The following is a 24,772-nucleotide window of genomic DNA, read 5'->3' on the forward strand; positions in this document are numbered from 1 at the left end:
CGATTAGTCTATCTGGCAAAACGGGCGTAGAGGGAAAAAGGCACTCAACAGAGTGCCTTCGTCATTCAGTAGAAAATCTTAATCTACTTAGTCGCTACTCTCTCACCAGGAAGCTGACCTGCATCACCTTTCAGATAAGTATCGAGAAATTTCACATAAGCTTCAGAGGCGGTTATTCGATTTTGCTTCTTACGGAATCCATGACCCTCATCGTCAAATACCACATATTCCACTGGCACGCCGTTTTGCTTCACCTTCTCCACCAGCTCATCACTCTCGATCTTGAGCACGCGTGGATCGTTAGCTCCCTGAATGACCATCAAGGGCTTAGTGATGTTTTGCGCGTGGAACAGAGGCGAGATAGCGCGATGACGCTCGCCATCAGTGGCGGGATCGCCCATCTCATCATAGAGCGCCTTCTTAAAAGACTCCCACCAAGGTGGAATAGACTCTAGAGTACGAACCCAGTTGGTGACACCGAAGATATCGATGCCCACCTTAAACTCTTCCGGCTCGAAGGCCAAAGCTGCAGCCGTCATATAGCCACCATAGCTGCCACCCATGATGCCAATCTTATCTTTATCGATCCAATCTAATGTCTCCAGATAGTTCTTACCGTAGATAATATCCTGCAGGTCATTCTCGCCGTGATTCTTATCATCGAGGTGAAAGAAGGTCTTACCATAGCCTGAGCTACCACGGTTATTCACCGCAAACACGGCGTAGCCATGATTGATCAGATGCTGACGCATAGCGCTGTATCCGGTGCGGCTCTGGCCACCTGGCCCACCATGGACAAACACCACGGCGGGTCGTTTATTCTCTGCGCTGGCACCCTTTGGCTTAAACAGTAACCCAGGGATCTCGAGGCCATCGAAGCTCTTGAAACGCACCACTTCACTGGCAACTAGGTCATCTGGGTTAATCTTAGGGTTCAGGGCTTGGGTGAGTTGTTTAGCAGAATCTGTGCCCAGCTGCCATACAAACAGGTTCGACGGAGACGTATCCGAGTTGATATAGAAGGCGAGGGTCTGTTCATCCTTAGAGAAGTTCACATTCCTGAGATCGCCATCGGGTAACTGAGGTAACCTGAGCGCTTTGCCCGTCTTGGTATCTAAAATACTGATGCGGGTACTGGCATCAGCATTCACACCTGACACGCGATAGCGGCCAGATTCAGAGAAGTAAACGAAGCTGACATTCCAGTCATCTTTCACCGCCAGACTATGCTCACTGCTGGCAATATCGTACTGCCATACTTGGGAGAACTCTCCCTTGGCATCTGTGCTGTAATACAGGGCGCTGCCATCGGCCGAGAACGTCATCGGATTATAGTTGGCTGGATCTGAGTGCTGACTGATGATGGTCGGCTTAACCATGCGCTTCCTGAAATCTAACAGATAAGTATCGCTGTCTCTGTTGGTGTGCGTCTTAGACAAAGAGACAAAACGGCCATCATTCGAGACTTCTGAAATGTTAAAACCTAGCTCATTCTTAAATACTAGCTCGCGCTCATAGGTCTTGGCATCATAACGGTATAGATCCATAAACTTAGGATCGCGCTCGTTGGTTGTCGCAAAGAAGTACTGACCATCGTTAGTGAAGTTCACAAAGTCAGAACGAGTCTCCTCACCCAGAGTGATATCGACTATCTTGCCATCAAGCTCACGTACAAATAGATGATACAGCTCATTACCGCCGTTATCTTGGGTCAATAAAACTCTGTCATCATTGGGGAACCAGGAAACTGGATAAGTGGTGTCTTTAAATGTGGTTAAGGCTGATTGTGCCCCTGTTGCCGCATCAAGCTTATACAAGTTGAAGATACCCGACTGATCCGAGCCAATGAGAATCGACTTACCATCAGCTGAAAAAGACGAACCGAAATAGGTGGTTGTCTCAAAGAAAGTCTTGGCATCGTATTGTTGAACAGGCTCTTGCTGAGATAGCTGAGTACCTTCTGAGCCTATATTAACCTGATTCGTTCCGGTATTAATTCCAGAACATGCTGATAAACCTAAGCTAACAGCCAGCGCAAGCGCGCTGAGGTGAAGAGACTTTTTCATTGTGTTCCTCTTAATTATTCATCGAAAAAGATCGTTAAAATCCATGTACTTCACGCCACTAACACCTAAAAAGAAGATAAAAACTCTCGATATAAATACAGTGATCAGGTAGCAAGCTAGCCTATAGCAGGCAAAAAAACGAGTCATTTATACTCGCTCATCAATATACTCAAGCCGAAAAATGTGTAAACCTGTAAAGCTCCGATAACAAAAAAGGCCCCTAAGGGCCCTCTCAACTAAGATTGGGGATGGAAGTGACAGCCTGCAGGGTAGCCATTTCCCATCCCAGTTTACCACTCAAATTAGCGACTAGCGGTAATCTTATGGGACCCGAGAGATTAAACCCTGAGGCACCCCATAGGACCAATGCTTACAACGCACGCTCAAAAACGTGGAACTTATCGATACCGTATGATTTACCTTCTGCATGACAGGTTGCACAAGACTCTGAAGTTGGCAGCGTGTACCAATCTTCTAACTTCTCAACATTGATTTCGCCACCTTGTTGAAGCATATGGTTCTTCGCCGAGTCATCATTATGACAAGCAAAACAGTTAGCCGTTATTGGGCTAGTCATCACACCTGATGCACCACCATTATAAGCTTTTGACAAGATATACTGGTTTGGAATAACGTCTAAGTCTATGCCTTCGGCATGACAAGACACACAATTTTCAGCATTTAACTTAGCGGCTGAGTTTGCTTCACCCTCAGGACTGGTTGCAGTATTACCCACTCCCCAGTGCATGCTATGAACCATAGGGCCGAAACCTGGCGCCGAGTTCTTCGCGCTGCGATCTTGGCCATTGTTATGACAAGCGACACAGTCTTTACCACCTTCGTTATAGCTACCATTCTTATGGTAATTAGTCTCGTTAGTGTGACAAGTCGTACAACTATCGGCCGTCACACTGTGGCGACGCTCGAACGCTTGGATTTTTAGACCTGCATGATCGACAACATCAGAATAACTAGTGAAGGAGACGCCATCGTAACCGCCATCTTCATCTTGCTGTTTAAATGTCACTCGAGTACTGGCCGTTAACCCGGCTAGACGGTAATCAGTTTCCAAACCATCAAGATGCGGATAACAGATTGAACGGCTACCATCAATATTCTCAATATACTGCTCAGACCCACGTGGGCTTGGACGGCCAACTAACGAATCATTTTGATAACCGTGAACATAGGCACCGGCATACGTAAGGGTACCGTCTGAATATAAGGCTGCGATATTTAGCTGAACTTCGGATTCAGCTGCGGTATTAAAGAGAGCGACATCGGTACACCAGCCCCCATTTGGATACTCTTCCCACTCCAGCCCATCATTAATATATGGAGCCAATGTTCTTGTATAATGAGTATCACGTAACTCTGCTCGTGCGGTTACTTGCTTGTGGAATAAGCGCGCATCTTCACCTTCATTAAAGGCATTGAACTGAGTCGCTAATCCTCTGGTACCTACATCGGCAGCATCATGACAATCCGTACAGGTCTGCATAGAATAAACCCTTGTGATTGGTTTCTCATGACAGGTGTAACAGTTAGATGGTGCAAAGTCCTTCTCAAATTCCTGGTGATTGATATGACCAATTTTCTGCAGTGTATTACGCGCATAACCACCATCATCACGTGCTATGTTACCGTGACAAGTCATACAGCCTGCGACTAAATCAGTTTTACCTTCCGGATTAATCGCGGTATAGCTAGGATGCTTCAATGAAGATGCCGCATAGTCAGTATGGCAAGCATGACAGGTCGCTGTTGAAGTCGTATGGATATCATCACTCTTAGCAACGACGATATAACGAGACTTAGCGATGTTATCCCCACCACCAACAACTAGGCGGATCAAGCCTTCAGTTCCGGCATTAACTGAAGCCATAGGTGCCACAAACTCATAGCGACCAGGCTCAACTTCAGTCAGGCTTGCACCTTCAGTCGCTTCACTTGCACTACCGCCCAGAATCGTACCTTCAAAATCATCACGACTACGACCAATGCCTTTCTCGGTTAACTCAGCAACTTCTGCATTGGCTTTTACGAGACCCGATATTAATTGGCCTTCTTCATCGGTGATTTCAAACTCAAATCTCACCAAGCCTTCTTCTAACGTGTGAGCAATCATCTCAACGTTAGTCACACTTGATGCTTCCACTGTTGGTGGTGGAGTTGGTTTACCGTCTTCACCGTCCGAACCATCTTTCCCATCGCTGCCACATGCAGATAGGCCCATAGCCCCCGCCACTATCAACGCCAGATAGCGCTTATTAACATCTTTCATCGCCACTCCTAATTCATCATTTTTATATGCAGATCTTTTACTCCCCTTGGAATACGATATTGAATAAACCTTACTATTTGTAATGATTTGAGTGATTACTAGACCTAAGTCATAACATTTTCGAACGAAAAACAAACAGGCAACAGGGGGGACTATCTAAGTCATCACTGGCAGCAACCAAAAAAAGCAAATTTACGAAATTTAATAAGATAGGGGGACATTGAGACACAAAGGCTTCAATTAATGTACGCTGAGATGAAGCTTAACCATAGCTTAAACCCCTTATGAAACATAAGGATAAAAACATAAGCTAATGTAGATATAGCGAAATTACTAAGCAATGCAAAACGAATATAAATGCCATAACTTTTTAATTAGAACAAAAGCTGCAGCATACGAGAATCAAGTATCTCTGATTATTTTTACCCGATAAAAAGCCAGCTTTCTGGCTGGCTTGATATGGCTATGAAAGCAGCTATTAACAACAAGCTAACTCACTATGAGCAACAATCTCTGCGCCACCAGTTCTTAGGCAGTTTCTCCAGCATGACTTTCGCCATAAGAATGGCTAGTAAGATCCCTGAGCTATAGACGATAACGTCGGGCAACAGATTATGATTTTCACCTACTTGAGGCATAACCACGAACCCGAATGTTTCAACCAGATAGTTCACTATGATGCCAGAAACCAGAGCGACCCCGAGCACACCACCTAAGTAACCCAATAACGCACGTTTACCCAGCTCCTTGGTCACCACACCGAGCGTGGCTATGTTCGTCGCAGGTCCTGCCAACATAAAGACCAGTACGGCGCCGGGTGATACTCCCGCCAGCAACAAACCCGCTGCGATAGGCGTAGATGCGGTGGCGCAGATATACATAGGCACAGAGATAACCACCATGACCAACATGGCTAAGATACCGTCGCCCCACTGCGCCATGAAATCCGCTGGCACATACGTTTGCACGAGTGCGGCGAAGAACAGGCCGATCAACAACCAGAGCGTGATATCTCGTACCAGATCAGTCGCAGCGAAGTGTAAGCCCTTGCCGATACGGCTCATCACAGGCGTGCCCCTAAGCTCGGCGGCAATGTCCTTGGTCGACTCGCAGCAGCTTTCATCATCACCTTCACTAGCTTTAGCCGACTCACTCTTGGCTGAGCTGCAACATGAAGATTCCTTCTCTGGCGTTTGAGTTTTACTGCTACAACATGAATCTGTGTTACCTATTGGCGCAGATGTCGATTCAGCGTTCGTCATAGGGCTCGTAATAGGAGTCGCCAACAGGCTTTCACTGGCAGCTATAGGCGTCATAGTCACGACGGGAGCCGCCTTTGACTCTGTCTTAGCTCCAGCCTTAGAAGCAGAACTACAACAGGAGCTCTTAGCTTTAGGCTCAAGGTTGTCTTTTTTACTGCTACAGCAAGACGAAGCACCAGGACTTACCTTTGCTGAATTTGTTTTCCCCTCACCTTTATCTGTTAACGGATCCTCATCCCTTCCGACTAAGAGTCCGGCAACAATCGCACTCGCGACGGCCGCTATGGGTCTTACTATGGCCATGAAGGGGCCGAGTAACACATAAGATACCGCTACAGAATCGATTCCGGTTTCCGGGGTTGAGACTAAAAAGGAAGTCGTGGCAGCCTTTGAGGCACCTGAGCGTCGTAGGCCAACAGCAGCAGGAATCACTCCGCATGAACACAAGGGCAAGGGAGCGCCTAGAATAGCCGCCTTGACCGTGGTCTTAAATCCATGGCCACCAAGCTGCTTCTGCATCCACTCCATGGGCACAAACATCTTCAGCATACCGGCCAAGAATAGCCCCAGTAGCAACCAGGGAGCAGAATCTAAAAAGAGGTCAATAAAATTCGCAAACAACATACCTAACCCTTACTTTGGCAATTTTTTGTGTACTGAGAATCATCATGGTGATGGTCATGATTCTCACATTTAATATTATCTGTATTGGTCTCGAGCGCTTCCAATATGGAACAATGCTCGGCGCTCTCGGGGCCACCACAACAGGCATCGGATAATCGCTGCAGCGATACCTGAAAGTATTTAAGCTCGGCTATCTTAGCCTCGACATGAGCGAGTTTACTATCCACCATGCCCTTCACATCGGCGCACGCCCAATTCGATTTATCTAACTCGATTGAGAGCAATTCGCTGATCTCGGCTAAGGTAAAACCCACCGCCTTGGCCCGCAGAATAAAACGCAGCCGCTCTGCATCATTTTCTGTATAGATCCTATAACCGGAATCTGTGCGAGAAGATGGCGATAACAGGCCATGCTTCTCATAAAATCTCAGGGTATCGGCTTTCACTTCACACTGTTTAGCCAATTCTCCAATTCGATACATGTTTCGGCTCCATTTGGTCCAATTGGCTCTAATTTTATGGCAAGTATAAACCTTGGAGTTAAATCTAAGGTCAAGGGTTATTATGCGACTTATTTATGACCTGTGCTTGTTCTCCTGTGCGTATTGTGAAATCGCGCAGAAAAAAACAGCCTATGAACCCATTTTACGGTAAAATGTGCGCGCACGAATAGGGGCTCATCAAAGCAGCTAGAATTGAGGGACTTTTGGAAAGTGGTGAGGCGTTTGACACCTTAACGCCACTGAGTTTTCCGAAAGATCCTTAAATATAACTACTGGACACTGTACCCAAAATGAATAATGCCAGACCCATTCGTCGCGCGCTGTTAAGCGTTTCAGATAAAACCGGAATCCTTGAGTTTGCTAAAGCATTACATGCTCAGGGCGTAGAACTACTATCTACTGGTGGCACCGCCCGCCTTTTGGCTGACAACGGTGTGCCTGTCATTGAAGTATCGGAGCATACAGGACATCCGGAGATCATGGATGGTCGTGTCAAAACCTTGCACCCTAAAGTGCACGGTGGCATCTTGGCGCGCCGCGGTATCGACGAGCTTGTCATGGAACAGAACGGCATCAAGCCTATCGATCTTGTGGCAGTTAACTTGTACCCCTTCGCAGAAACAGTCGCCAAAGAAGGCTGTACTCTGGCTGATGCCGTCGAGAATATCGATATCGGCGGCCCGACCATGGTTCGCTCTACGGCTAAAAACCACAAAGACACCACCATCATAGTTAACACTCGGGATTACGATCGCGTGATCAAAGAGATGAATGACAATGAAGGCAGCACGACTCTTGAGACTCGTTTCGATTTAGCAATTGCCGCATTCGAGCACACTGCTGCTTATGATGGCATGATCGCAAATTATTTTGGGACTATGGTCCCTGCCCATAGCAAAGACGAGTGTCCTGAAGACTCTAAATTCCCACGTACTTTCAATACTCAACTCATCAAGAAACAAGATCTGCGCTACGGCGAAAACAGCCATCAAACGGCCGCTTTCTATGTCGACACTCATATCGATGAAGCCTCGGTTGCCAGTGCGATTCAGCTGCAAGGCAAGGCGCTGTCTTACAACAACATCGCCGATACCGATTCTGCTCTCGAGTGTGTTAAAGAGTTCAGTGAGCCGGCCTGTGTCATCGTTAAGCACGCCAACCCATGTGGTGTAGCCATAGGCAGTGATTTACTCGATGCCTACAAGCGTGCATACCAAACCGACCCTACTTCGGCCTTCGGTGGCATCATCGCCTTCAATGGTGAACTAGACGAAAAAACCGCCAACGCTATCCTTGAGCGTCAATTTGTCGAAGTGATCATCGCACCTAAAGTCAGCCAAGCCGCTCGCGATGCCATTGCCGCTAAGGCGAATGTTCGTCTGCTTGAATGTGGCGAATGGGGCACTAAGACTAAGAGTCTCGATTACAAACGCGTCAACGGCGGACTGCTTCTACAGGATCGCGACCAAGGCATGGTAGCAATCGATGACCTTAAAGTTGTCAGTAAGCGTCAACCCACTGCAGCCGAAATGAAAGATCTTATGTTCTGCTGGAAAGTGGCTAAGTTCGTTAAGTCTAACGCCATCGTTTATGCCAAGAACAGCATGACTATCGGTGTGGGCGCCGGCCAGATGAGCCGAGTCTACAGCGCAAAAGTTGCCGGCATCAAGGCCGCAGATGAAGGACTGGAAGTGCAAGATTCAGTGATGGCATCCGATGCCTTCTTCCCATTCCGTGACGGTATCGATGCAGCCGCGGCAGCTGGGATCAGCTGTATCATACAGCCAGGTGGTTCGATTCGTGATGAAGAGATCATAGCCGCAGCCGATGAACACGGCATGGCCATGGTGTTTACCGGAATGCGTCACTTCCGTCATTAATTGAAAGAAGGTGAAAGTTCCTAGGAACTCTTACCTAGATCCTAGAATTTCGAAAAAAATTGAAATTTTTAATATTTAGCGCAAAGCCATTATTTCTAGGTCAAGGAAAGCACGCGCAGTGTATACCCATACACGAGCATGCTTGACACTGAGATAGGGAAAATGGAGCAGCGATAAAGGATAAAAAAATGAATGTATTAGTTATAGGTGGCGGCGGTCGTGAACATGCACTTGCATGGAAGGCGGCGCAATCGGCTCAAGTTGACACAGTATTTGTCGCACCGGGTAATGCCGGCACCTCGATTGAACCTAAGTTAGAAAACCTGGCCATTAATGTCGAAGATATTGCGGCTCTGGTCGCTTTTGCCCAAGATAAGCAAATTGAGCTCACCATAGTGGGTCCGGAAGTGCCATTAGCTATGGGTGTTGTTGATGCTTTCAATAAAGCCGGCTTACCCATCTTCGGCCCGACTAAGGGTGCGGCGCAGCTGGAATCATCTAAAGCCTTCACCAAAGACTTCTTAGCTCGTCACAAGATCCCCACGGCAGCCTATTCAAATTTCACCGAAATTGAACCGGCTAAAGCCTATGTTACCGAGATGACAGCAAGCACAGGTTTTCCTATCGTGATCAAGGCCGATGGTTTAGCGGCGGGTAAAGGCGTGATTATCGCCGAAGATCAGGCTCAGGCCGATGCGGCTATCGAAGATATGCTCGAAGGTAACAAGTTTGGCGAAGCTGGTTCCCGCGTGGTTGTCGAAGAGTTCCTAAAGGGCGAAGAAGCCAGCTTTATCGTCATGGTTGACGGCAACAACATACTCGCTATGGCCACCAGCCAAGATCATAAAGCCCGTGATAACGGCGATAACGGCCCTAACACTGGCGGCATGGGCGCTTATTCTCCTGCGCCCGTAGTGACTCAAGCCGTACACGATTGGACGATAAATCATGTGATTCGCCCAACGGTTGATGGCATGGCAGCCGAAGGCAACGTCTATACCGGCTTTCTCTATGCTGGCCTGATGATCTCTCCTGATGGCAGCGCTAAAGTCTTAGAGTACAACTGTCGTTTCGGCGACCCTGAGACTCAGCCTATCATGATGCGTCTTCAATCCGATCTGGTAGAGCTTTGCCTCGCGGCTACACGTGGTGAACTAGATAAGGTCACTGCCGAGTTTGACTCGCGCGCAGCCGTAGGCGTTGTCTTAGCCGCGGGGGGATACCCGGAAGCGTATCGCAAACATGATGTGATCTTAGGTTTAAATCTTGGCAACAATGACGCCAAAATATTCCATGCCGGTACCAGCATGAAAGACGGCCATGTGGTGACTAATGGTGGCCGTGTGCTTTGTGCAACCGCCTTAGGTAACACAGTGACAGAGGCGCAAGCCAGCGCATACGCCTTAGTCGATACTATCCATTGGGATGATGTCTATTTCCGTACCGATATTGCTTATCGTGCGATTTCACGGGAAAGTTAATATCTATTATAAAATAATCGCTTAGAAGTGTGACAGAGATCACGCCAAGAATAATATGCACACTTATTGCATAACAAAGCATCAAGTCACCTTGCAGTTACTAGGTGCTTTGTTTTTTAAGGGTTAAATAACAGCCGTAATTTTAATATACCTTCAAAGTGCATAACCATTGTAAAAAACAAACATCGAACATTTTAACATCACCAATACACTATAAAACACTATTGTTACAGACTTTTCATCTGCGTATACTTCCGCTCCTTATATATTTGGCTGGGGGCCTGATGAGATATCTATTAATAATGATCACCATACTTCTTACCGCATGCGGTGGCGGAGATGATGACACAAGCACGACAATACAAGAAAAATCTATTCATCCAGGGCTCATAGCCCCTGATATTCAAGCCGATTACTCACTCAATGGCAAGCTTACAGCAACACTCAATGGCTCTGTGGGTAACCTCAGTTTCAGCTTGGCAGATGGTGCAGCCAATGACGTTGTGCGAGTAGATCAAAATAGCCTGACCATATTAAATGCAGGAAAAACTAGGTTAATCGCTACCGATAGTGGTAACAGCCAGTATAAAGCCACTAGCATATCGCTAAATATTACTATTGATAAAGCCAACCGAGCTCCTTTACTGACGAATCCCTACACTTATCAGTATGATTCTGGCGCTAGTCACCAAGTCGGTGTCAGTGGTACAAAAGGTCAATTACTTTACGAACTCAGCCCAGGTTACCCTGATGATGTTGTCAAAATTGATGTCGCAGGCTCGTTAATAGTATGGGGTGCAGGACAAACGCAAGTCACGGTCAAAGATGACGGTGGTCGAAACTACCAGGCCAGCGAGAGCCAATTTACCATTACCGTCGAAGCCGCAAGCTCTCAGTTTGCCACCTATCAAGACATAACAAATAAGCCATTAATTTTGGGTGGCACGTTACTGCCTGTTTATTCCGGCTCACCGACTAATGAGATAAGCTTCACTGTCGCCGAGAACGCCAATCAAGATGTAGTGCAGATACACCCAACTACGGGTGTGATGAATATTAAGGGAGCCGGTGAGACAGAAGTTATCGTCAGCCAGACACCTGAAGATAACCATCAAGATATTGCAAAACAAAGCTTCAAAGTCAAGGTAAACAAAGCCAATAACACTAGCTTTAAGGCCAGCATTCTGACCATTCCTTATGGATTTGATGATGAACTAATACTGCAAACAACCGGCGTTCAGGGAACACTCACTTTCGAGATTCTCGATGGCGAGTCGACCGATGTGATCAACTTTATCAACAGTGAAACCGGACAATATCGTTTCAGCGGTGTAGGCGCGACTAAAGTAAAAATTACAGATTCGGGTAACACTAACTACCTGAGTATGTCGATTGTGACCGATGTGAAAGTGGAGCGCGTTCAACCGGTTCAGCTCTTCTCTGTCAATCTTGAGAGTTCATACCAGGAAAACAAGGTGATATCGGCTCAAGTCGCAAGCAGACAGGGCAAGTTAAGCTTCTCTCTTGCAACAGATAGTGCGACGGATGTAGTGAACATAGATGCACAATCGGGTGAGATGACGGTACTAAAACCCGGTAAAGCGGAAATTAGTGTCACCGATGATGGTGATCTATTCTACATTCCGCAAACCACAAGTTTCTTTGTGACTATCAACAAACTCATTAACGAGCAATTCAGTGTCGAGAATGATCTGCACGATAATGTGGCGAATACCGTTTATACGCCGATAGCTAAAGGAAATCAGGGGCTTGTCACCTACGCGATTTCGTCTAAATCGACGGCTAATGTGTTAACTCAGGACCCGACGACCAAGGTCATCACATTAATCGGTGCAGGTCGAGGCTGGATAACCGCAACCGATCATGGTAACGATTACTACCTAAGCCAGACAACAGACTTCATTGTCGATGTCGGTTTTGCCGATGGCTCATTGACAGCTTCAGCCGTTTCGGCAAGCTATGCCCCAACAAGGTGGTCAGTATTCCAGTTTCGGGAGTCATTGGACAACTGAGTTATCAGCTAGAGAGAGGTCAACCGGCTGATGTCGTCAGCATCAATATTGTTGACCGCACTGTCACCATCAAAAATGCCGGCACCACCTACTATACCCTCACAGATTCGGGTAATGCAGCCATCGCCTCCCGCAGAGTACAGTTGCGAGTATCGATAGCCAAGGCGGCTGAGAATGTTAACTTGAGCCTGAATTCTACACTCATAGATACGGTATATGAAGAGGATAAGCAGCTAACTTCGCCCTCGGTGTCGGGAAAAGCGTCAGAGAATTCGATTAAATATTTTGTCGATTATAGCGATAGGCAGGTGGTTACCGCAGATTCGAGCAGCGGCGCACTGACGATTCAAGGTGCTGGTTCGGCTCAGGTACAGGTTACCGAGGTGAGTCGTAACTTTGAAAACACGACCCGTAACTTCACCGTTAACGTCGGCAAGGCTAAGCATCCAGTATTGAGCGTAGCTAATCAGGTACCCGGTGCTAGCTATTACCCAGGACTTGAGATTGCACCAGCTGAACTGGCCAATCAATTCGGCGCACTTAGCTATGAGTTCACACATACAGAAAAACCGGAGACTTATGATTTAAAGCAAGACGGTACCTTGAGAATACTCAAGTACCCGGCCTCGCGCACTAACACCTATGTCCGTATAACCGTTACTGATGACGGCGGCGATAATTACCAGCCAAGTTCTGTCGATTATGATGTTTACGTGCTTCCTATCGAAGAGGGCGACGGCGAGCAAGCTGTGATCACATTCGATGGGAACGAGTTGCCGATTACGTCTCCCATCGATGTAGCAGCCGGAGATATATCATACTTTTCAGCCTTCGATACCCGCTCTGAAGCCGAAACTATGGGTGATAACGCTCAAAAATCTGGCGGTTACGCCACTAAGACAGTGATAGTTTGTCAGGATCCTCAAGATTTATTGAGTTGTACCTTAGTGACAGTCAGGTTACAAAATACCAGTCATTGTCCCGATGGAAGTAAAATTTCATATCCCGTAGGAGCAAAAATCCGTTATATGTGTCCGGGTCTCAGACAACCTACACGCTCAGAAGTGACGGTAAGCTTCAATAAAACCGATGCCTTTAATGAATCACTCTCAGCGGGTACCTATCAAGCTAAGGAACCAATAACCTTAGTCCATTTTGCTAAGCCATATCGCGCAGGCGGTGTCATCGAAGCCGGAGAGATTCAACCGAGAGCCTGGTGGCTGATAAAAGTAAACTTGGTTGTTAACTAAAAAAGTGATGACGAAAAAATAATGTAGCATCACTTTGATTATACAAGGCCAGATACATAAATATCTGGCCTTGTATCTACAAGCATTTTAATAAAAAGCCGTTCAACTAAATCATGACCATTTAATGGTTAATTGAAGAGTTTTAGTCTTCCTGACCAGAAGGGCATAGATATGGAATCCTATGATTCTTGAGCCTAATGCCCGGAGGCTGCCGCACTTCTTGCTATCTTGTCTATCAAACGTGGCGCAAACAGTTTGAGCAGACGCCCCAAACGACCTCTCATCGAGGTGATAAGTAGTCGGCCTCGACTGGATATCACTGGCACCATCATCTTGGCGCACTCCTCCGCCGAGAGTATCTTCGACTCCTGCACAGTCGAACCACCTAATGGCTGTCCATGGCTATCCAGGGCAGGTTTATGTATCTCAGAGACGACAAAATCCGGACAAATAGTGGTAACGGCGACATTATCATCGACAAGCTCGATTCTAAGTGAATCGAAGAAGCCTATTACCGCATGTTTTGAGGCTGCATATCCTGAACGGGTAGGCACCCCGGTGAGGCCTGCTACCGAGGCGACGATAACCACCTGACCTTGATTTCTCTTGAGTTCGGGTAAGGCTGCATGGGTCAAATAGGCAGGGCCTAAGTAATTAACCTTCATGATACGTTCAAGAATATCAAGCTCGATGAGATCATCGAACTTAGAGCACATGGTCATGCCCGCGTTGTTGACTAAGATATCGAGGCGACCGAAATACTCGATACTGGTATCGACGAGTTGTTGACATTGTGACTTACTGGTGACATCTGCGACAAAAATGCAAGGCTCGTGTCCTTGACTGGCAACCTCGTGAGCGAGTGAGAGTAATCTGGACTCATTTCTCGCACTCAAAACTAACTTACAGCCCAAGGGTGCCAAGGCGAGTGCCAGCGCTCGTCCTATCCCTTCAGAGGCTCCTGTGATTATGATGACTTTATCTGTCAGGCCTTCCATATTCATTCCTTGAATAATGATTTTATCTAAGTATATAGCATAGATAAAATCACACACCGAGTTCAAAGATTGAATATTTGCTAACTCATGCTGTCAGACGCTGAGATACCGATCTGCTGGGCCGATAACTGGACAGAGGTTGGGGGCGTCCTATGGCATAACCCTGGGCGTAGTTAATTCCTATCTCTTGCAATTTATCGATAATATCTTGATTTTCCACAAATTCAGCAACGGTCTCTATGCCCATAACACCACAGACATCGTGGATAGACTTAACGATGGCGTAGTCTTTCGCATTAGTGGCTAAGTTTTTCACGAAGCAACCATCTATCTTCACATAGTCAACAGGCAGCTCCTTGAGGTAACCATAGGAGGCGAAGCCACTACCAAAATCATCTAACGCGAAAGAGAAACCCAACTTCCTCAGGTATTCAAGCATATCCATGGCCCGATTTCGGTTCTGAATCGCACTGGTTTCGGTGATCTCGAAACAGATACACTCACTGGGTATGGCGAAACGCTCGAACTGCTCGATAATGTAATCCACCATGCCCTCAGCGCCTAGGCTATTGCCCGATAGATTAATAGAGATACAGTGGTCTTCCCAGATATCTTCATGCAGAGATAGCCAGAGAAAAGCCTTTCTAATCACTTCTTTATCAACATCAGTCATCAATTTAAAGCGCTCAGCGGCGGCAATAAATTGCGCCGGAGCTAATATTCGTCCACTGGGCTCTTGAATACGCAGCAAGATCTCCATCCGCTGTCTATGCTTGCCCGAGCCCATACCTTTAATAGGTTGATAGTAAAGCAAGAGTTCATTGTGCTCTATCGCCTGACCAATTCTTACCGCCCACATAGGCGCATTACGCTGACAGATCAGTTCTTTATCTTTATCATCATAGAAGTGAACCTGATTACTTCCCTTACTTTTTGCGGCAAGACAGGCAATATCGGCATCTTTCAATAGCTCTTTCGCCGAAATGTAAGGCGCCCTGGCTATGGCGATCCCGGCACTGACACCGACCTTATAATGGCAGGCATTATCCCGCAACACTTGCATCGACACACTGGCAACTATACGTTTGGCTAACTGAGCCACCTCCAAGGCGCTATGATCCCGGATGGCTAAGCCAAACTCGTCACCACCTAGTCTGGCTAGCATCTCATCTTGAGTCAGGCAAGATTGCATCGCTCTGGCCACCATGGCCAGCATCCTGTCTCCCGCGCTATGGCCACAAGAATCATTAATTAACTTAAACTGCTCTAAGTCAAAATAGCAAATAGCGATCGATTGAGCGCCAAGGCTAAATTCCTCTAACCTCTCTTCGAAAGCCCGGCGGTTAAGCAGGAACGTGATCGGGTCAAAGTTGGCTCGCTGACGTAATTTACGCTTGAGCAGCTCCTCCTGAGTGATGTCTCTGAGCAAAATAACGCTTCCCATCACTAACTGCTTATGATTAAGCAGGTTACTTATGCTGCGTTCCATTATCCGTGTCGATTCGCCTTGCAGCTTGAGTTTACTCAGTACCGGGGCCTGTGCTCGACTCGCCATAAACTTGAACAAATCTTCATTGATACTCTTATCTGTTTTAAGCAATACATCGACTGTTACCCCTATAGCATAGGGACTCTTTACCCCGAGTAACCGCTCCGCCTGAGGATTTAAGTACACCACCTTGGCCTTTATGTCGGTCAATATCACAGCTTCGGCAATCGACTCTAAGGTGGTTTTTGAACGTTCTTTCAGTTGAAAAATCTTTGCCAACAAGGTATTAATCCTGTCAGCCATCACCACGAGTTCGGAGCAACCACCCCCTATCAGAGGCGTATAAGTCTTAGCCGTGGGATCGATCTCCTCCAGCTGTGTCATCAAGCGATGAAAAGGACGTATAAACCCTAAGTTCAACCAGATATAACCTGCAATGAGTATCAATATCCCCACACAAACGATGCCTATCGATACCAGATCATATTTTAATTGTACTTGGTTGAAAGCCTTGTCAGAGAAGCTGACTTCCAGGTGCACAGGCTTATCATAGATCAGGCTTGGTAACTCGAGGACTGAGGTGTCCCTAATCGGGTTAGCCCGTAAATCTGGCGCGGCACCATCTAGGATAATTATCCGGCTCACTATGCCTTGTAAGCCATAGCTCGATAGATATTCAGCGGTCAGCTTCCTCACCATAATGACCGACCTATCTGGCTCGATCGGCACAACACTCACTATATAGCCGATGCCTTTATCCATATACACACCCGAATGGGAAGAAGTCCCGTGTGACAGATAACCGGGAATAGGCTTGAGCTCAAATGACATCACGTCGTCATAGAGTGGAGAAAATGGCTTTAGCTGCCCCTCATTGAGGTAGAAGAGGCTGAGATGCTCAGATATCCTGCTCGCTCGCCAGGCTTCATCTAAGGTAACTCTCTTAATTGGGCTTAGCTCCGACAGGGGCACAGCATAGATATTGGCGAGTAACTCCAGCTGCTTGATATCTTTATCCAGCTGAGATTGTATGGTGACTAACTCAGTGTTATAAGTGCTTAGCTTTAAAGACTCGACCCTATGATCGAACCACATGCTTAAGCAGTAGGAAACAGAAATCATTGCAGGCATGCAGAAGCCTACAACAAAGACGATCAGTTTTTTTCCTATATGCATCTTATCTCGCAGCGATAAACGTTGAAAATTAACGGCGGAAGCCACTAAATTGAATAGCGCTTCCATAACTTCGACATGCAAAATACCCCATTTACATCACGGATAAAACCCGTTTCGCTTTGCCCGTTGCTAAAGTAGGCAATAGAGTGCATTTTTTCCTAGCAACCTCTCTTGATATAGCTCAGTAAGACGACCAATAAAGAAAGAAACAATCATAATTAATCCAAAAATGAGATGTGACACTTTCGTGATACTTTCTTATCTAACTTGTGATTAAGTCGCGACAACCCGGTGACATCACTTTGTAACAATCAAATGATACCTAATCGATTCGTCTACAAGGAGATCCACCATGAATCTAAACCACGCCACTCGCCTGTTAATACTCGGCAGTATGATGAGCATTCCAGTCTCTGCCGCCGATTTAGAGATAAGCATCACCAACTTGACCCATGGCAACCACTTTACCCCTATCCTCATCACAGCCCACGGTGATGCCAGTCATCTTTTCCAATCCGGTGAGATGGCCAGTCCCGCACTGCAGAAGATGGCAGAGGGAGGAGACATTGCCGACTTAGCCGCAGCAGCGATGGGCAACAATGAGATAACGGTGGAGAATCCGGCCATGGGACTCTTGGCAGCGGGTGCTAAAACCAGCGGCATAATGCTAGATACCCAGACGATGACCCATCTGTCGATAGTCGCCATGGTGTTGCCGACAAACGATGCATTCATCGGCCTGGACGCATGGGAGATACCAACAGCAGCAGGCACCTATACACTTAACCTCAATGCTTATGATGCCGGCACCGAAGCGAATGATGAAATTATCAATGGCGGCGGCATGCCAGGTACACCGGGGATCCCGGCAGCACCAGGAGGCGATGGCGGCACTAATGGCACCGGCTTAATGGACAGCAGCAGTAATACAAACGTCCATATCCATCCGGGAGTATTAGGTGATACCGATACAGCAGGTGGCATGAGTGACGTCGATAGTCGCATCCACAGATGGCTGAACCCGGTCGCAAGAGTCGTCGTGGTCGTTAAATAAGGGGCTAAATCATGAGCATAATCAAACAAATGACCCATAAGCGACTCACAGCATCTCTGGTGTTCGCCACCCTGTTTACTCTGAGTGCATGTTCAGATAATGACAATGACTCCATGGAGACACCCGAACCGCCACCAGTTCCTACACAAGATTACCGAGTCACAGTGACCAACTTGACTGCCAATCAACCCATGTCTCCCATTGCCTTAATACGACACCAGGCAGACATGACAGCATGGCAAACAGGCGGGGCAGCGAGTCTTCCTCTGGAAACCTTAGCCGAGTCTGGTGATAGCACTGGCTTTGCCGATATGGAAGGTATCGATGCGCTCGTCAAGGGTCAGGGAATTTTACTCCCAGGAATGAAGGAGAGTATCGAGCTCAAGCTTAGCCCGGATGAGGTCGCCTCAATCTCGGTGCTAACCATGTTAGTTAATACCAATGACGCCTTCGCTGGACTAAATAGCGTGTCTCTGGTGGATCTAGCGGTTAACGCCACAGTGAAATTCAGCTCCATCGCCTACGATGCAGGCACCGAAGCCAACTCCGAAGCCAAGGGAACCATTCCCGGACCTGCGGACAGTGGAGAAGGATTTAATGCCATGCGAGACGATGTCGACAGGGTCCATGCTCATCCAGGTGTCATCAGCGCCGATGATGGATTAACCGACTCGGTATTATCTGCCTCCCATAGGTTCGATAATCCTGTTCTGACTATCTCAATCGAACGATTGAGATAAACACGACGAGATAATTATTCGAAATAAATATCGCCCGAGTCAGGTCTATTGATTTACGGATCTGCTTTGGGTGACTCAAGATGAATGGAACACAGAAGGTATTTGGTGAACACTACAGCCACCACATATTAATCGTGGAAGATGAGCCTGATCTGGCTAACTTGATCAAGCTCAATCTCAATACCTTAAGCTATGGCGTGTCCCATAGCACCACATTGAAACATGCCAGAGAAACATTAGAGGTAAAGCAATTTGATCTCATTCTCATCGATCGCATGCTTCCCGACGGAGATGGCATCATGTTGTGCCAGCAGCTCAGAGAGTCGGGCCAAACAGTGCCATGCATGATGTTGACGGCTAAAGATTCTGAGGCCGATATCGTACTCGGATTAGAAGCGGGAGCAGATGACTACTTAGTTAAACCATTCAGCGTCTTAGAATTGAGGGCTAGGGTCAAAGCCTTGCTGCGCAGGAGCCACCAGATAGAAGATCAGCAGGAATCACAGCTGGATTTTTATGGTATTACGATTAACTGTACCACACGAGAAGTGATTGCCTTCGATACCACTTTGGAGCTCACGGCCAGAGAATTTGATCTCTTGCTGTTTATGGCTAAGCATCCCAAACAAGTTTTCAGCCGCATGCAGCTGCTTGAAGCCGTGTGGGGTTACTCATATAGCGGATATGAACATACGGTCAATAGCCATATTAACCGCCTAAGAGCCAAATTATCCCATTGTGCATCGACTGCCGATCTGGTGAAAACCGTTTGGGGAGTTGGATATAAATTCTCACCACCAACCCAAGCCATGAACCATTAATGAATCTGGATGATGAGCTCGATAAACTGGTGAATAGATCTAAGGGCTAAACCATGAAGAGTTTATTTAGTCGACTGCTCTTGTCGGCGAGTATGATTGTTTTCATCTTAATAGTAGCGGTTTGGCAATGGTTTCAATTCAGCCAAGACTTTAGCCGTAATCAAGTACAGCAATCTCTGCACCAAGAGTTAGCCCTGCATATGGCGCACATCAATCCCTTACTGTCTCAAGGGATCACCTCAGATGCTGCATTAAAAGAAGCCTTTCATGACTTCATGCTTCTGGGACCAAGTTTCGAGATTTACACCTTAGACATTCAAGGCAACGTCATCGCCTATGATGCAAACAAAGAGAAAATTAAACGCCCACAGGTATCGACTCAACCCATAGAAGCCTTTATCGGAGGTGGTGAGCTACCAATTAAAGGCATGGACCCTCGTTCACTCGATAGCAATAAGATATTCTCCGCCGCCCATCTGCAAGATGCCGCAGGCAAGATCACTGGTTACCTCTACGTCATCATAGGCGGCGAAGATTTTGATATGTGGCAATCCTTGGTCAGTGAACACCAGGCGCCGCGGATCTGGGGAGGCATGCTCATAGGTTCGAGTATCTTCGCCTTACTGTTATTCGCCCTACTGGCCAGATACTTAACCGCCCCTCTATCCAGGCTTGAACAAGACCTGCGTCTGGTAGAAACCCAAAGACTCGCCGATGGCTTAAGCCTATCTCACGATTACCGGGGTAGCATAGAGATCCGTCAATTAAGCTTGCATATAAAACGCTTACTCAAGGAGATAAGTGAGCAGCACCTCGCCATCAATCGCCAGCAGCAAGCGAGGCATGATTTCATGCTGCATCTATCACATGATCTTAAGACCCCGCTGACTTCACTGCAGGGCTATATCGATACCTGGCTATTACTGCCTGCCAATGAACGCAGCAGTGACCTCATCGAAGTCGCCGCCAACTCAGGCAAATATATACAGCAACTTCTGAGTCAGATGTTGGAGCTAGCTGCACTGGAGAACGGCCAGATAACGCCTGATTTTAAAGAGACCAAGCTGAGCTTATTACTGGAAGAATTAAAGCAATACTTTGCCCCTCGTGCCATGACACAGAAGGTGCAGCTCGACTTCGAAGTAGACACGAACCTATCAATTTTCACCGATCCTCAGATATTGATGCGAGTCCTGTCTAACCTGGTCGATAATGCGATTCGTTATACGCCATCGGGTGGCATCATAAGTATCAAGTTGATCGTCGCCAACTCCAGTCCGGAAGTTCAAAGCCACCAGCGTATCTGGCTCAGCGTATCCGATAACGGCTCTGGCATGCATAAACATGAGCTGCAGGCACTGCAACAGATGCGTAATAAACCTAGCTTTAAACGTGATGATATCTTGCCTCAACTCGGAGTCGGGCTAGCGATAGTGAGACAATTGCTAGGCCTGCTCGAGTGCAATATCGATATTGATAGCACCCCGGGAGAGGGCAGCTGCTTCCAGATTGAGTTACAGAAAATTTAGTTTGAATTTGAGTTATGCATATAAATGAGAGCAAAAAAAGACCCGCCTTGTAGGCGGGTCTTCTCGAATAACGTATCGCTACTGCTTTAGCTATAAGTTACTTATGGTATTGAGCCGACAGCTCATGCACAGACTTGATGAATGCGCCAGCATGCTCAGGATCGACATGTTGATGGATACCATGGCCTAAGTTAAATACATGGCCGGCTCCTTCACCGTAGCTAGCAAGGATTTGATCCACCTCCTGATGAATACGCTCAGGTGAAGCATAGAGTACCGAAGGATCCATGTTGCCCTGAAGCGCGACTTTATGACCGACACGGCGGCGTGCGTCGCCAATATCTACTGTCCAATCCAGACCCAGTGCATCACAACCTGTCTCAGCCATAGACTCTAACCATAGACCGCCACCTTTAGTGAACAGGGTAACAGGAACCTGACGACCGTCGGCATGACGAGTCAGGCCGTCGACGATCTTCTGCATATAACGCAGTGAAAATTCACGGTAGGCATGGTGAGACAGTGCGCCGCCCCAAGAATCGAAAATCATCAAAGATTGAGCACCGTTAGCGACTTGTGCATTCAGATACAGAATCACAGAATCGGCAAGCTTATCTAACAACATGTGCAGCGTGGCTGGTTCTTCGTAGGCCATTTTCTTGATCTTTTCGAACGTCTTGCTTGAACCACCCTCAACCATGTAAGTGGCAAGTGTCCAGGGAGAGCCAGAAAAACCAATCAGCGGGACTTCACCCTTAAGCTCACGACGAATAGTGCTTACGGCACGCATCACATAACCTAACTCATCTTCCGGATCCGGAATGGATAGCTTCTTGATGGCATCGATAGTGTCGGTCGGACGCTGGAAACGTGGGCCTTCGCCAGTTTCGAAATATAGACCTAAACCCATGGCATCTGGAATCGTCAGAATATCAGAGAATAAGATAGCGGCATCTAAATCATAACGACGTAGTGGCTGTAGCGTCACTTCACAAGCTAGATCCTGATCCCGACAAAGAGACATGAAGTCACCGGCCTGAGCGCGGATGGCTTTATACTCTGGCAGATAACGGCCAGCTTGACGCATCATCCAAACAGGAGTCCTGTCGACAGGTTGTTGCAATAACGCACGTAAATAACGATCATTCTTTAGTTCTGCCATTTGGCTTGATTCCTAAACTTATAGTGATATCCGCTTGGGTCGCTAGTTTAGCATTTACGTTAATAAAGTAACCTTAATCTGAGTATTTATGTGACAAAGCCCCCCAGATACGAAATTTCCCCCTATGAGCCGCCTCAGTGCACTCTCCAGCATCATAAAGTAAAATATCCTGACAAAAAATAGTGTTAATGTTCTCAATTTGACAGAAAAAAGTTGCACACATCTCCAGCCTTTGGTATAAAAAGTCTGCGCTAGCAAGAACAATCAAGAAGCTCGTCGCATCGAGCCCGCAAAACCTTTACTCGCCCAGCGATAGATTTCTATCGCTGGGCATTTTATTTTCTAGGGGATTCAACTCTCTATCCCACTTCGTTTTCTGTATACAAAACAGCCATCTTAACTATTTACGAATATCTCACTTATATCAGCGAAAATGGTTGATCAATACCCTGTTTGTCACCTACATTAGAAGTCAGGGAAGCACTTTAAAACGGGAACTATCATGTTAAAACAACTCGAAAAAGCTGAAAGAAAATGGGGCGGCTCTAACACTCTTATCGATCATTGGCTTAATAACCGTCGCCAATTACTGATCAACTATTGCCAAATTGCCGGTATCCCGCCCTATGAATCGACTGAAAAGTCACTTCCTACCGTTAAGACAGTTAAAGAATTTTGTGACCTGTTAGTGGACTATGTCTCCGAAGGGCATTTCGAAGTTTATGATCGAGTTGTCACCGCATGTGAGAGAAATGGCACATCGAGTAAATCTCTTGCGCAGAACCTAGTCCCACGAATAAGTGAAACCACAGATTCGGCTCTAGATTTCAATGAAAAGTATACCGAATCAGTCGATGACCAAATCCTATATCAACTTGATAAAGATCTGTCATCACTGGGCCATGCAATGGAAACCCGTTTCGAATTAGAAGATGAGCTACTGGAAGTGCTGCACACTAAGCACTCATAATTCTCGAAATAGATATCAGTTATAGCCCATAACTAATAAGAGTAAAGTAAGCACCAGCCAAGCTCCCCGTCTTTCTTGGCTTTCTTTTACCGCTCTTCAAGAATCGCAACTTTCACCATACGGTAAATGATTAATGCGTTGCCCTCACCCGAGGTCAAGATCACGAAATCATCATTTGGGGTAAGCATTACCGAAGAAGCCCCGGTTAGTTCGCTGTATTTATCCTGACCCTCACTCGAATCACCCGCCTGTAAACTGTGTTTGAAAACCAAATGACCATTCGGTTCTCTGCTGAAATAATTCAATGCACCGTCCGCCTCCGCGGTAACAAACAGATGGTGACCGTCAGAGGTCAGTGCCAGGCTTCCGGCTCCAACCAAGGCTAAGCCTGAACCAAGCTCAGAACTAGAGTCATCAGTGTCCGTTAACGTCTGCATATGCAGATATTGCCCGCTATCCTCACGCTTAAAAACCATAAGCGAACCTGTGCCTGAACAAGCTACATACAGCCAATTATTATCTTTAGAGACGAGCAAACTCTGTGGGTTTACTAATGCATCTAAGCCATGTTCTCCTTGATTTATGGTTTGTAGCCATACCAAGTTGCCGCTGGAGTCTCTAGTGAAAATGCTTATTGAGTTATCTTCAAATGCCGAGGTAAATACCTGAGAACCGTCCGGAGATACCGTTACTCCCACGGCTCCACTTAGCCCGTATTCATCTCCATCGAGTGACTTGTTGTGACTACTGAACACCTGTCTGAGCTTGGCCTTACCATCATCGGTAAGATCGAACACGCTCAAGCTACTGCTCTTATAGCTAGTCACGAATACTTGCCTGGGATCGGATGTTATTGCCACATCCCAAGCGCCAAGTAACCCAAGGGTATCCAACTCTCCAATGGAGCGCTCATCTTTAAATATTCGCTCCGGTCTAAGGCCATCGCTGAGCAGTTGATGAAATGACCAAGTATTATCTTGCCCTCTTTTTAGCACAAGCAAAGAGCTGCCATAGAAGCTAACGATATAGGCATATTGCCCATCGCCTGAAAGCACCAAATTAGAGGCTCCGGCCAGTACATCCATTTCACTATTTAGATGTGCAAGACTCAAATCACCACTTCGAATCACTTGCCTTAGGGTCGGCTTGAGCAATTTATCCAGGTCGAAGATAGTCACGGAATCATCATCGGCGCTCACGATTAACAGCTGAGTCTTATCCGGCGTAATGACGGCGGCGCGCGCATTGTCTAGACCTTCGACCCCAGCTTCACCCTGTCTGAGTACATGCACGGGATCCAAACGAATGTCGAAGAGGCTCAGATCTTTATAGTAAGCATCACGAGTGACGGAACTGCATGCCAATAGCAAGAGGCATAGTACGGCGAGTATCAGTTTTTGATTGAACATCTATTTAATCTTAATCGAGCTTTGTACTTGGGTATTAACAC

General features: G+C 46.9%; 17 protein-coding genes. 9 read left to right on the forward strand and 8 right to left on the reverse strand.

The genetic code is table 11. The annotated features are described in order from the left end of the window. Positions 1 to 83 precede the first annotated feature (83 nt). The 4 genes from FM037_RS25590 to zntR form a co-directional block, all read right to left on the reverse strand. Positions 84 to 2,066: a S9 family peptidase gene (locus tag FM037_RS25590; RefSeq protein ID WP_144048322.1), complete on the reverse strand. Its 1,983-nt coding sequence runs from the start codon at positions 2,064 to 2,066 to the stop codon at positions 84 to 86. Between the two features lie 370 nt (positions 2,067 to 2,436). Next, positions 2,437 to 4,350 carry a multiheme c-type cytochrome gene (locus FM037_RS25595; RefSeq protein ID WP_144048323.1) on the reverse strand — a complete coding sequence of 638 codons (1,914 nt, stop codon included), beginning with the start codon at positions 4,348 to 4,350 and terminating at the stop codon, positions 2,437 to 2,439. 497 nt (positions 4,351 to 4,847) lie between these two features. After that, the gene (locus FM037_RS25600) at positions 4,848 to 6,236 is read right to left on the reverse strand and encodes an SO_0444 family Cu/Zn efflux transporter (protein WP_144048324.1); all 1,389 of its coding nucleotides are present in this window, start codon (positions 6,234 to 6,236) and stop codon (positions 4,848 to 4,850) included. Positions 6,237 to 6,238: 2 nt separating this feature from the next. Continuing rightward, on the reverse strand, positions 6,239 to 6,718 hold the full coding sequence (gene zntR / locus FM037_RS25605; RefSeq protein ID WP_144048325.1) for a Zn(2+)-responsive transcriptional regulator: 480 nt from the start codon (positions 6,716 to 6,718) through the stop codon (positions 6,239 to 6,241). A gap of 311 nt (positions 6,719 to 7,029) precedes the next feature. Here zntR and purH point away from each other — a divergent pair, with 311 nt between their 5' ends. The 4 genes from purH to FM037_RS25625 all read left to right on the forward strand — a co-directional run bounded on the left by purH (position 7,030) and on the right by FM037_RS25625 (position 13,383). Beyond that, entirely contained in the window at positions 7,030 to 8,619 is a 1,590-nt protein-coding gene (gene purH / locus FM037_RS25610; protein WP_144048326.1) for a bifunctional phosphoribosylaminoimidazolecarboxamide formyltransferase/IMP cyclohydrolase, read from the forward strand. Between the two features lie 188 nt (positions 8,620 to 8,807). Continuing rightward, entirely contained in the window at positions 8,808 to 10,100 is a 1,293-nt protein-coding gene (gene purD / locus FM037_RS25615) for a phosphoribosylamine--glycine ligase (RefSeq protein WP_144048327.1), read from the forward strand. A gap of 284 nt (positions 10,101 to 10,384) precedes the next feature. Then, positions 10,385 to 12,133: a hypothetical protein gene (locus FM037_RS25620; RefSeq protein ID WP_144048328.1), complete on the forward strand. Its 1,749-nt coding sequence runs from the start codon at positions 10,385 to 10,387 to the stop codon at positions 12,131 to 12,133. Further along, positions 12,094 to 13,383 (forward strand): hypothetical protein, encoded by a 1,290-nt coding sequence (locus FM037_RS25625; protein WP_144048329.1) that lies wholly within the window; start codon positions 12,094 to 12,096, stop codon positions 13,381 to 13,383. The genes FM037_RS25620 and FM037_RS25625 overlap by 40 nt, the downstream gene beginning before the upstream one ends. Before the next feature lie 194 nt (positions 13,384 to 13,577). Here FM037_RS25625 and FM037_RS25630 read toward each other — a convergent pair whose 3' ends face one another. Both FM037_RS25630 and FM037_RS25635 read right to left on the reverse strand, forming a co-directional pair. Continuing rightward, entirely contained in the window at positions 13,578 to 14,381 is an 804-nt protein-coding gene (locus tag FM037_RS25630; protein ID WP_144048330.1) for an SDR family oxidoreductase, read from the reverse strand. An 85-nt stretch (positions 14,382 to 14,466) separates the two neighbouring features. Then, positions 14,467 to 17,046: a sensor domain-containing protein gene (locus tag FM037_RS25635; RefSeq protein WP_144049141.1), complete on the reverse strand. Its 2,580-nt coding sequence runs from the start codon at positions 17,044 to 17,046 to the stop codon at positions 14,467 to 14,469. A gap of 352 nt (positions 17,047 to 17,398) precedes the next feature. On the opposite strand from FM037_RS25635, the gene FM037_RS25640 reads away from it, so the two are divergent. The 4 genes from FM037_RS25640 to FM037_RS25655 all read left to right on the forward strand — a co-directional run bounded on the left by FM037_RS25640 (position 17,399) and on the right by FM037_RS25655 (position 21,190). Next, positions 17,399 to 18,100 carry a spondin domain-containing protein gene (locus FM037_RS25640; RefSeq protein ID WP_144048331.1) on the forward strand — a complete coding sequence of 234 codons (702 nt, stop codon included), beginning with the start codon at positions 17,399 to 17,401 and terminating at the stop codon, positions 18,098 to 18,100. An 11-nt stretch (positions 18,101 to 18,111) separates the two neighbouring features. Then, positions 18,112 to 18,840: a spondin domain-containing protein gene (locus tag FM037_RS25645; RefSeq protein WP_144048332.1), complete on the forward strand. Its 729-nt coding sequence runs from the start codon at positions 18,112 to 18,114 to the stop codon at positions 18,838 to 18,840. Between the two features lie 80 nt (positions 18,841 to 18,920). After that, positions 18,921 to 19,661 (forward strand): response regulator transcription factor, encoded by a 741-nt coding sequence (locus tag FM037_RS25650; protein ID WP_144048333.1) that lies wholly within the window; start codon positions 18,921 to 18,923, stop codon positions 19,659 to 19,661. A 53-nt stretch (positions 19,662 to 19,714) separates the two neighbouring features. Beyond that, complete coding sequence (locus FM037_RS25655) at positions 19,715 to 21,190, forward strand: sensor histidine kinase (RefSeq protein WP_144048334.1); 1,476 nt, start codon at positions 19,715 to 19,717, stop codon at positions 21,188 to 21,190. A gap of 97 nt (positions 21,191 to 21,287) precedes the next feature. Here the strand turns inward: FM037_RS25655 and hemE are convergent, their stop codons facing one another. Further along, on the reverse strand, positions 21,288 to 22,352 hold the full coding sequence (gene hemE, locus FM037_RS25660; protein WP_144048335.1) for a uroporphyrinogen decarboxylase: 1,065 nt from the start codon (positions 22,350 to 22,352) through the stop codon (positions 21,288 to 21,290). 502 nt (positions 22,353 to 22,854) lie between these two features. On the opposite strand from hemE, the gene rsd reads away from it, so the two are divergent. Next, on the forward strand, positions 22,855 to 23,322 hold the full coding sequence (gene rsd, locus FM037_RS25670; protein ID WP_144048336.1) for a sigma D regulator: 468 nt from the start codon (positions 22,855 to 22,857) through the stop codon (positions 23,320 to 23,322). Positions 23,323 to 23,408: 86 nt separating this feature from the next. On the opposite strand, the gene FM037_RS25675 is transcribed toward rsd, so the two are convergent. Then, positions 23,409 to 24,731 (reverse strand): lactonase family protein, encoded by a 1,323-nt coding sequence (locus FM037_RS25675; RefSeq protein WP_144048337.1) that lies wholly within the window; start codon positions 24,729 to 24,731, stop codon positions 23,409 to 23,411. Positions 24,732 to 24,772 lie beyond the last annotated feature (41 nt).

The sequence above is a fragment of the Shewanella psychropiezotolerans genome, from assembly GCF_007197555.1.
GTDB classification, from domain to species: domain Bacteria; phylum Pseudomonadota; class Gammaproteobacteria; order Enterobacterales; family Shewanellaceae; genus Shewanella; species Shewanella psychropiezotolerans.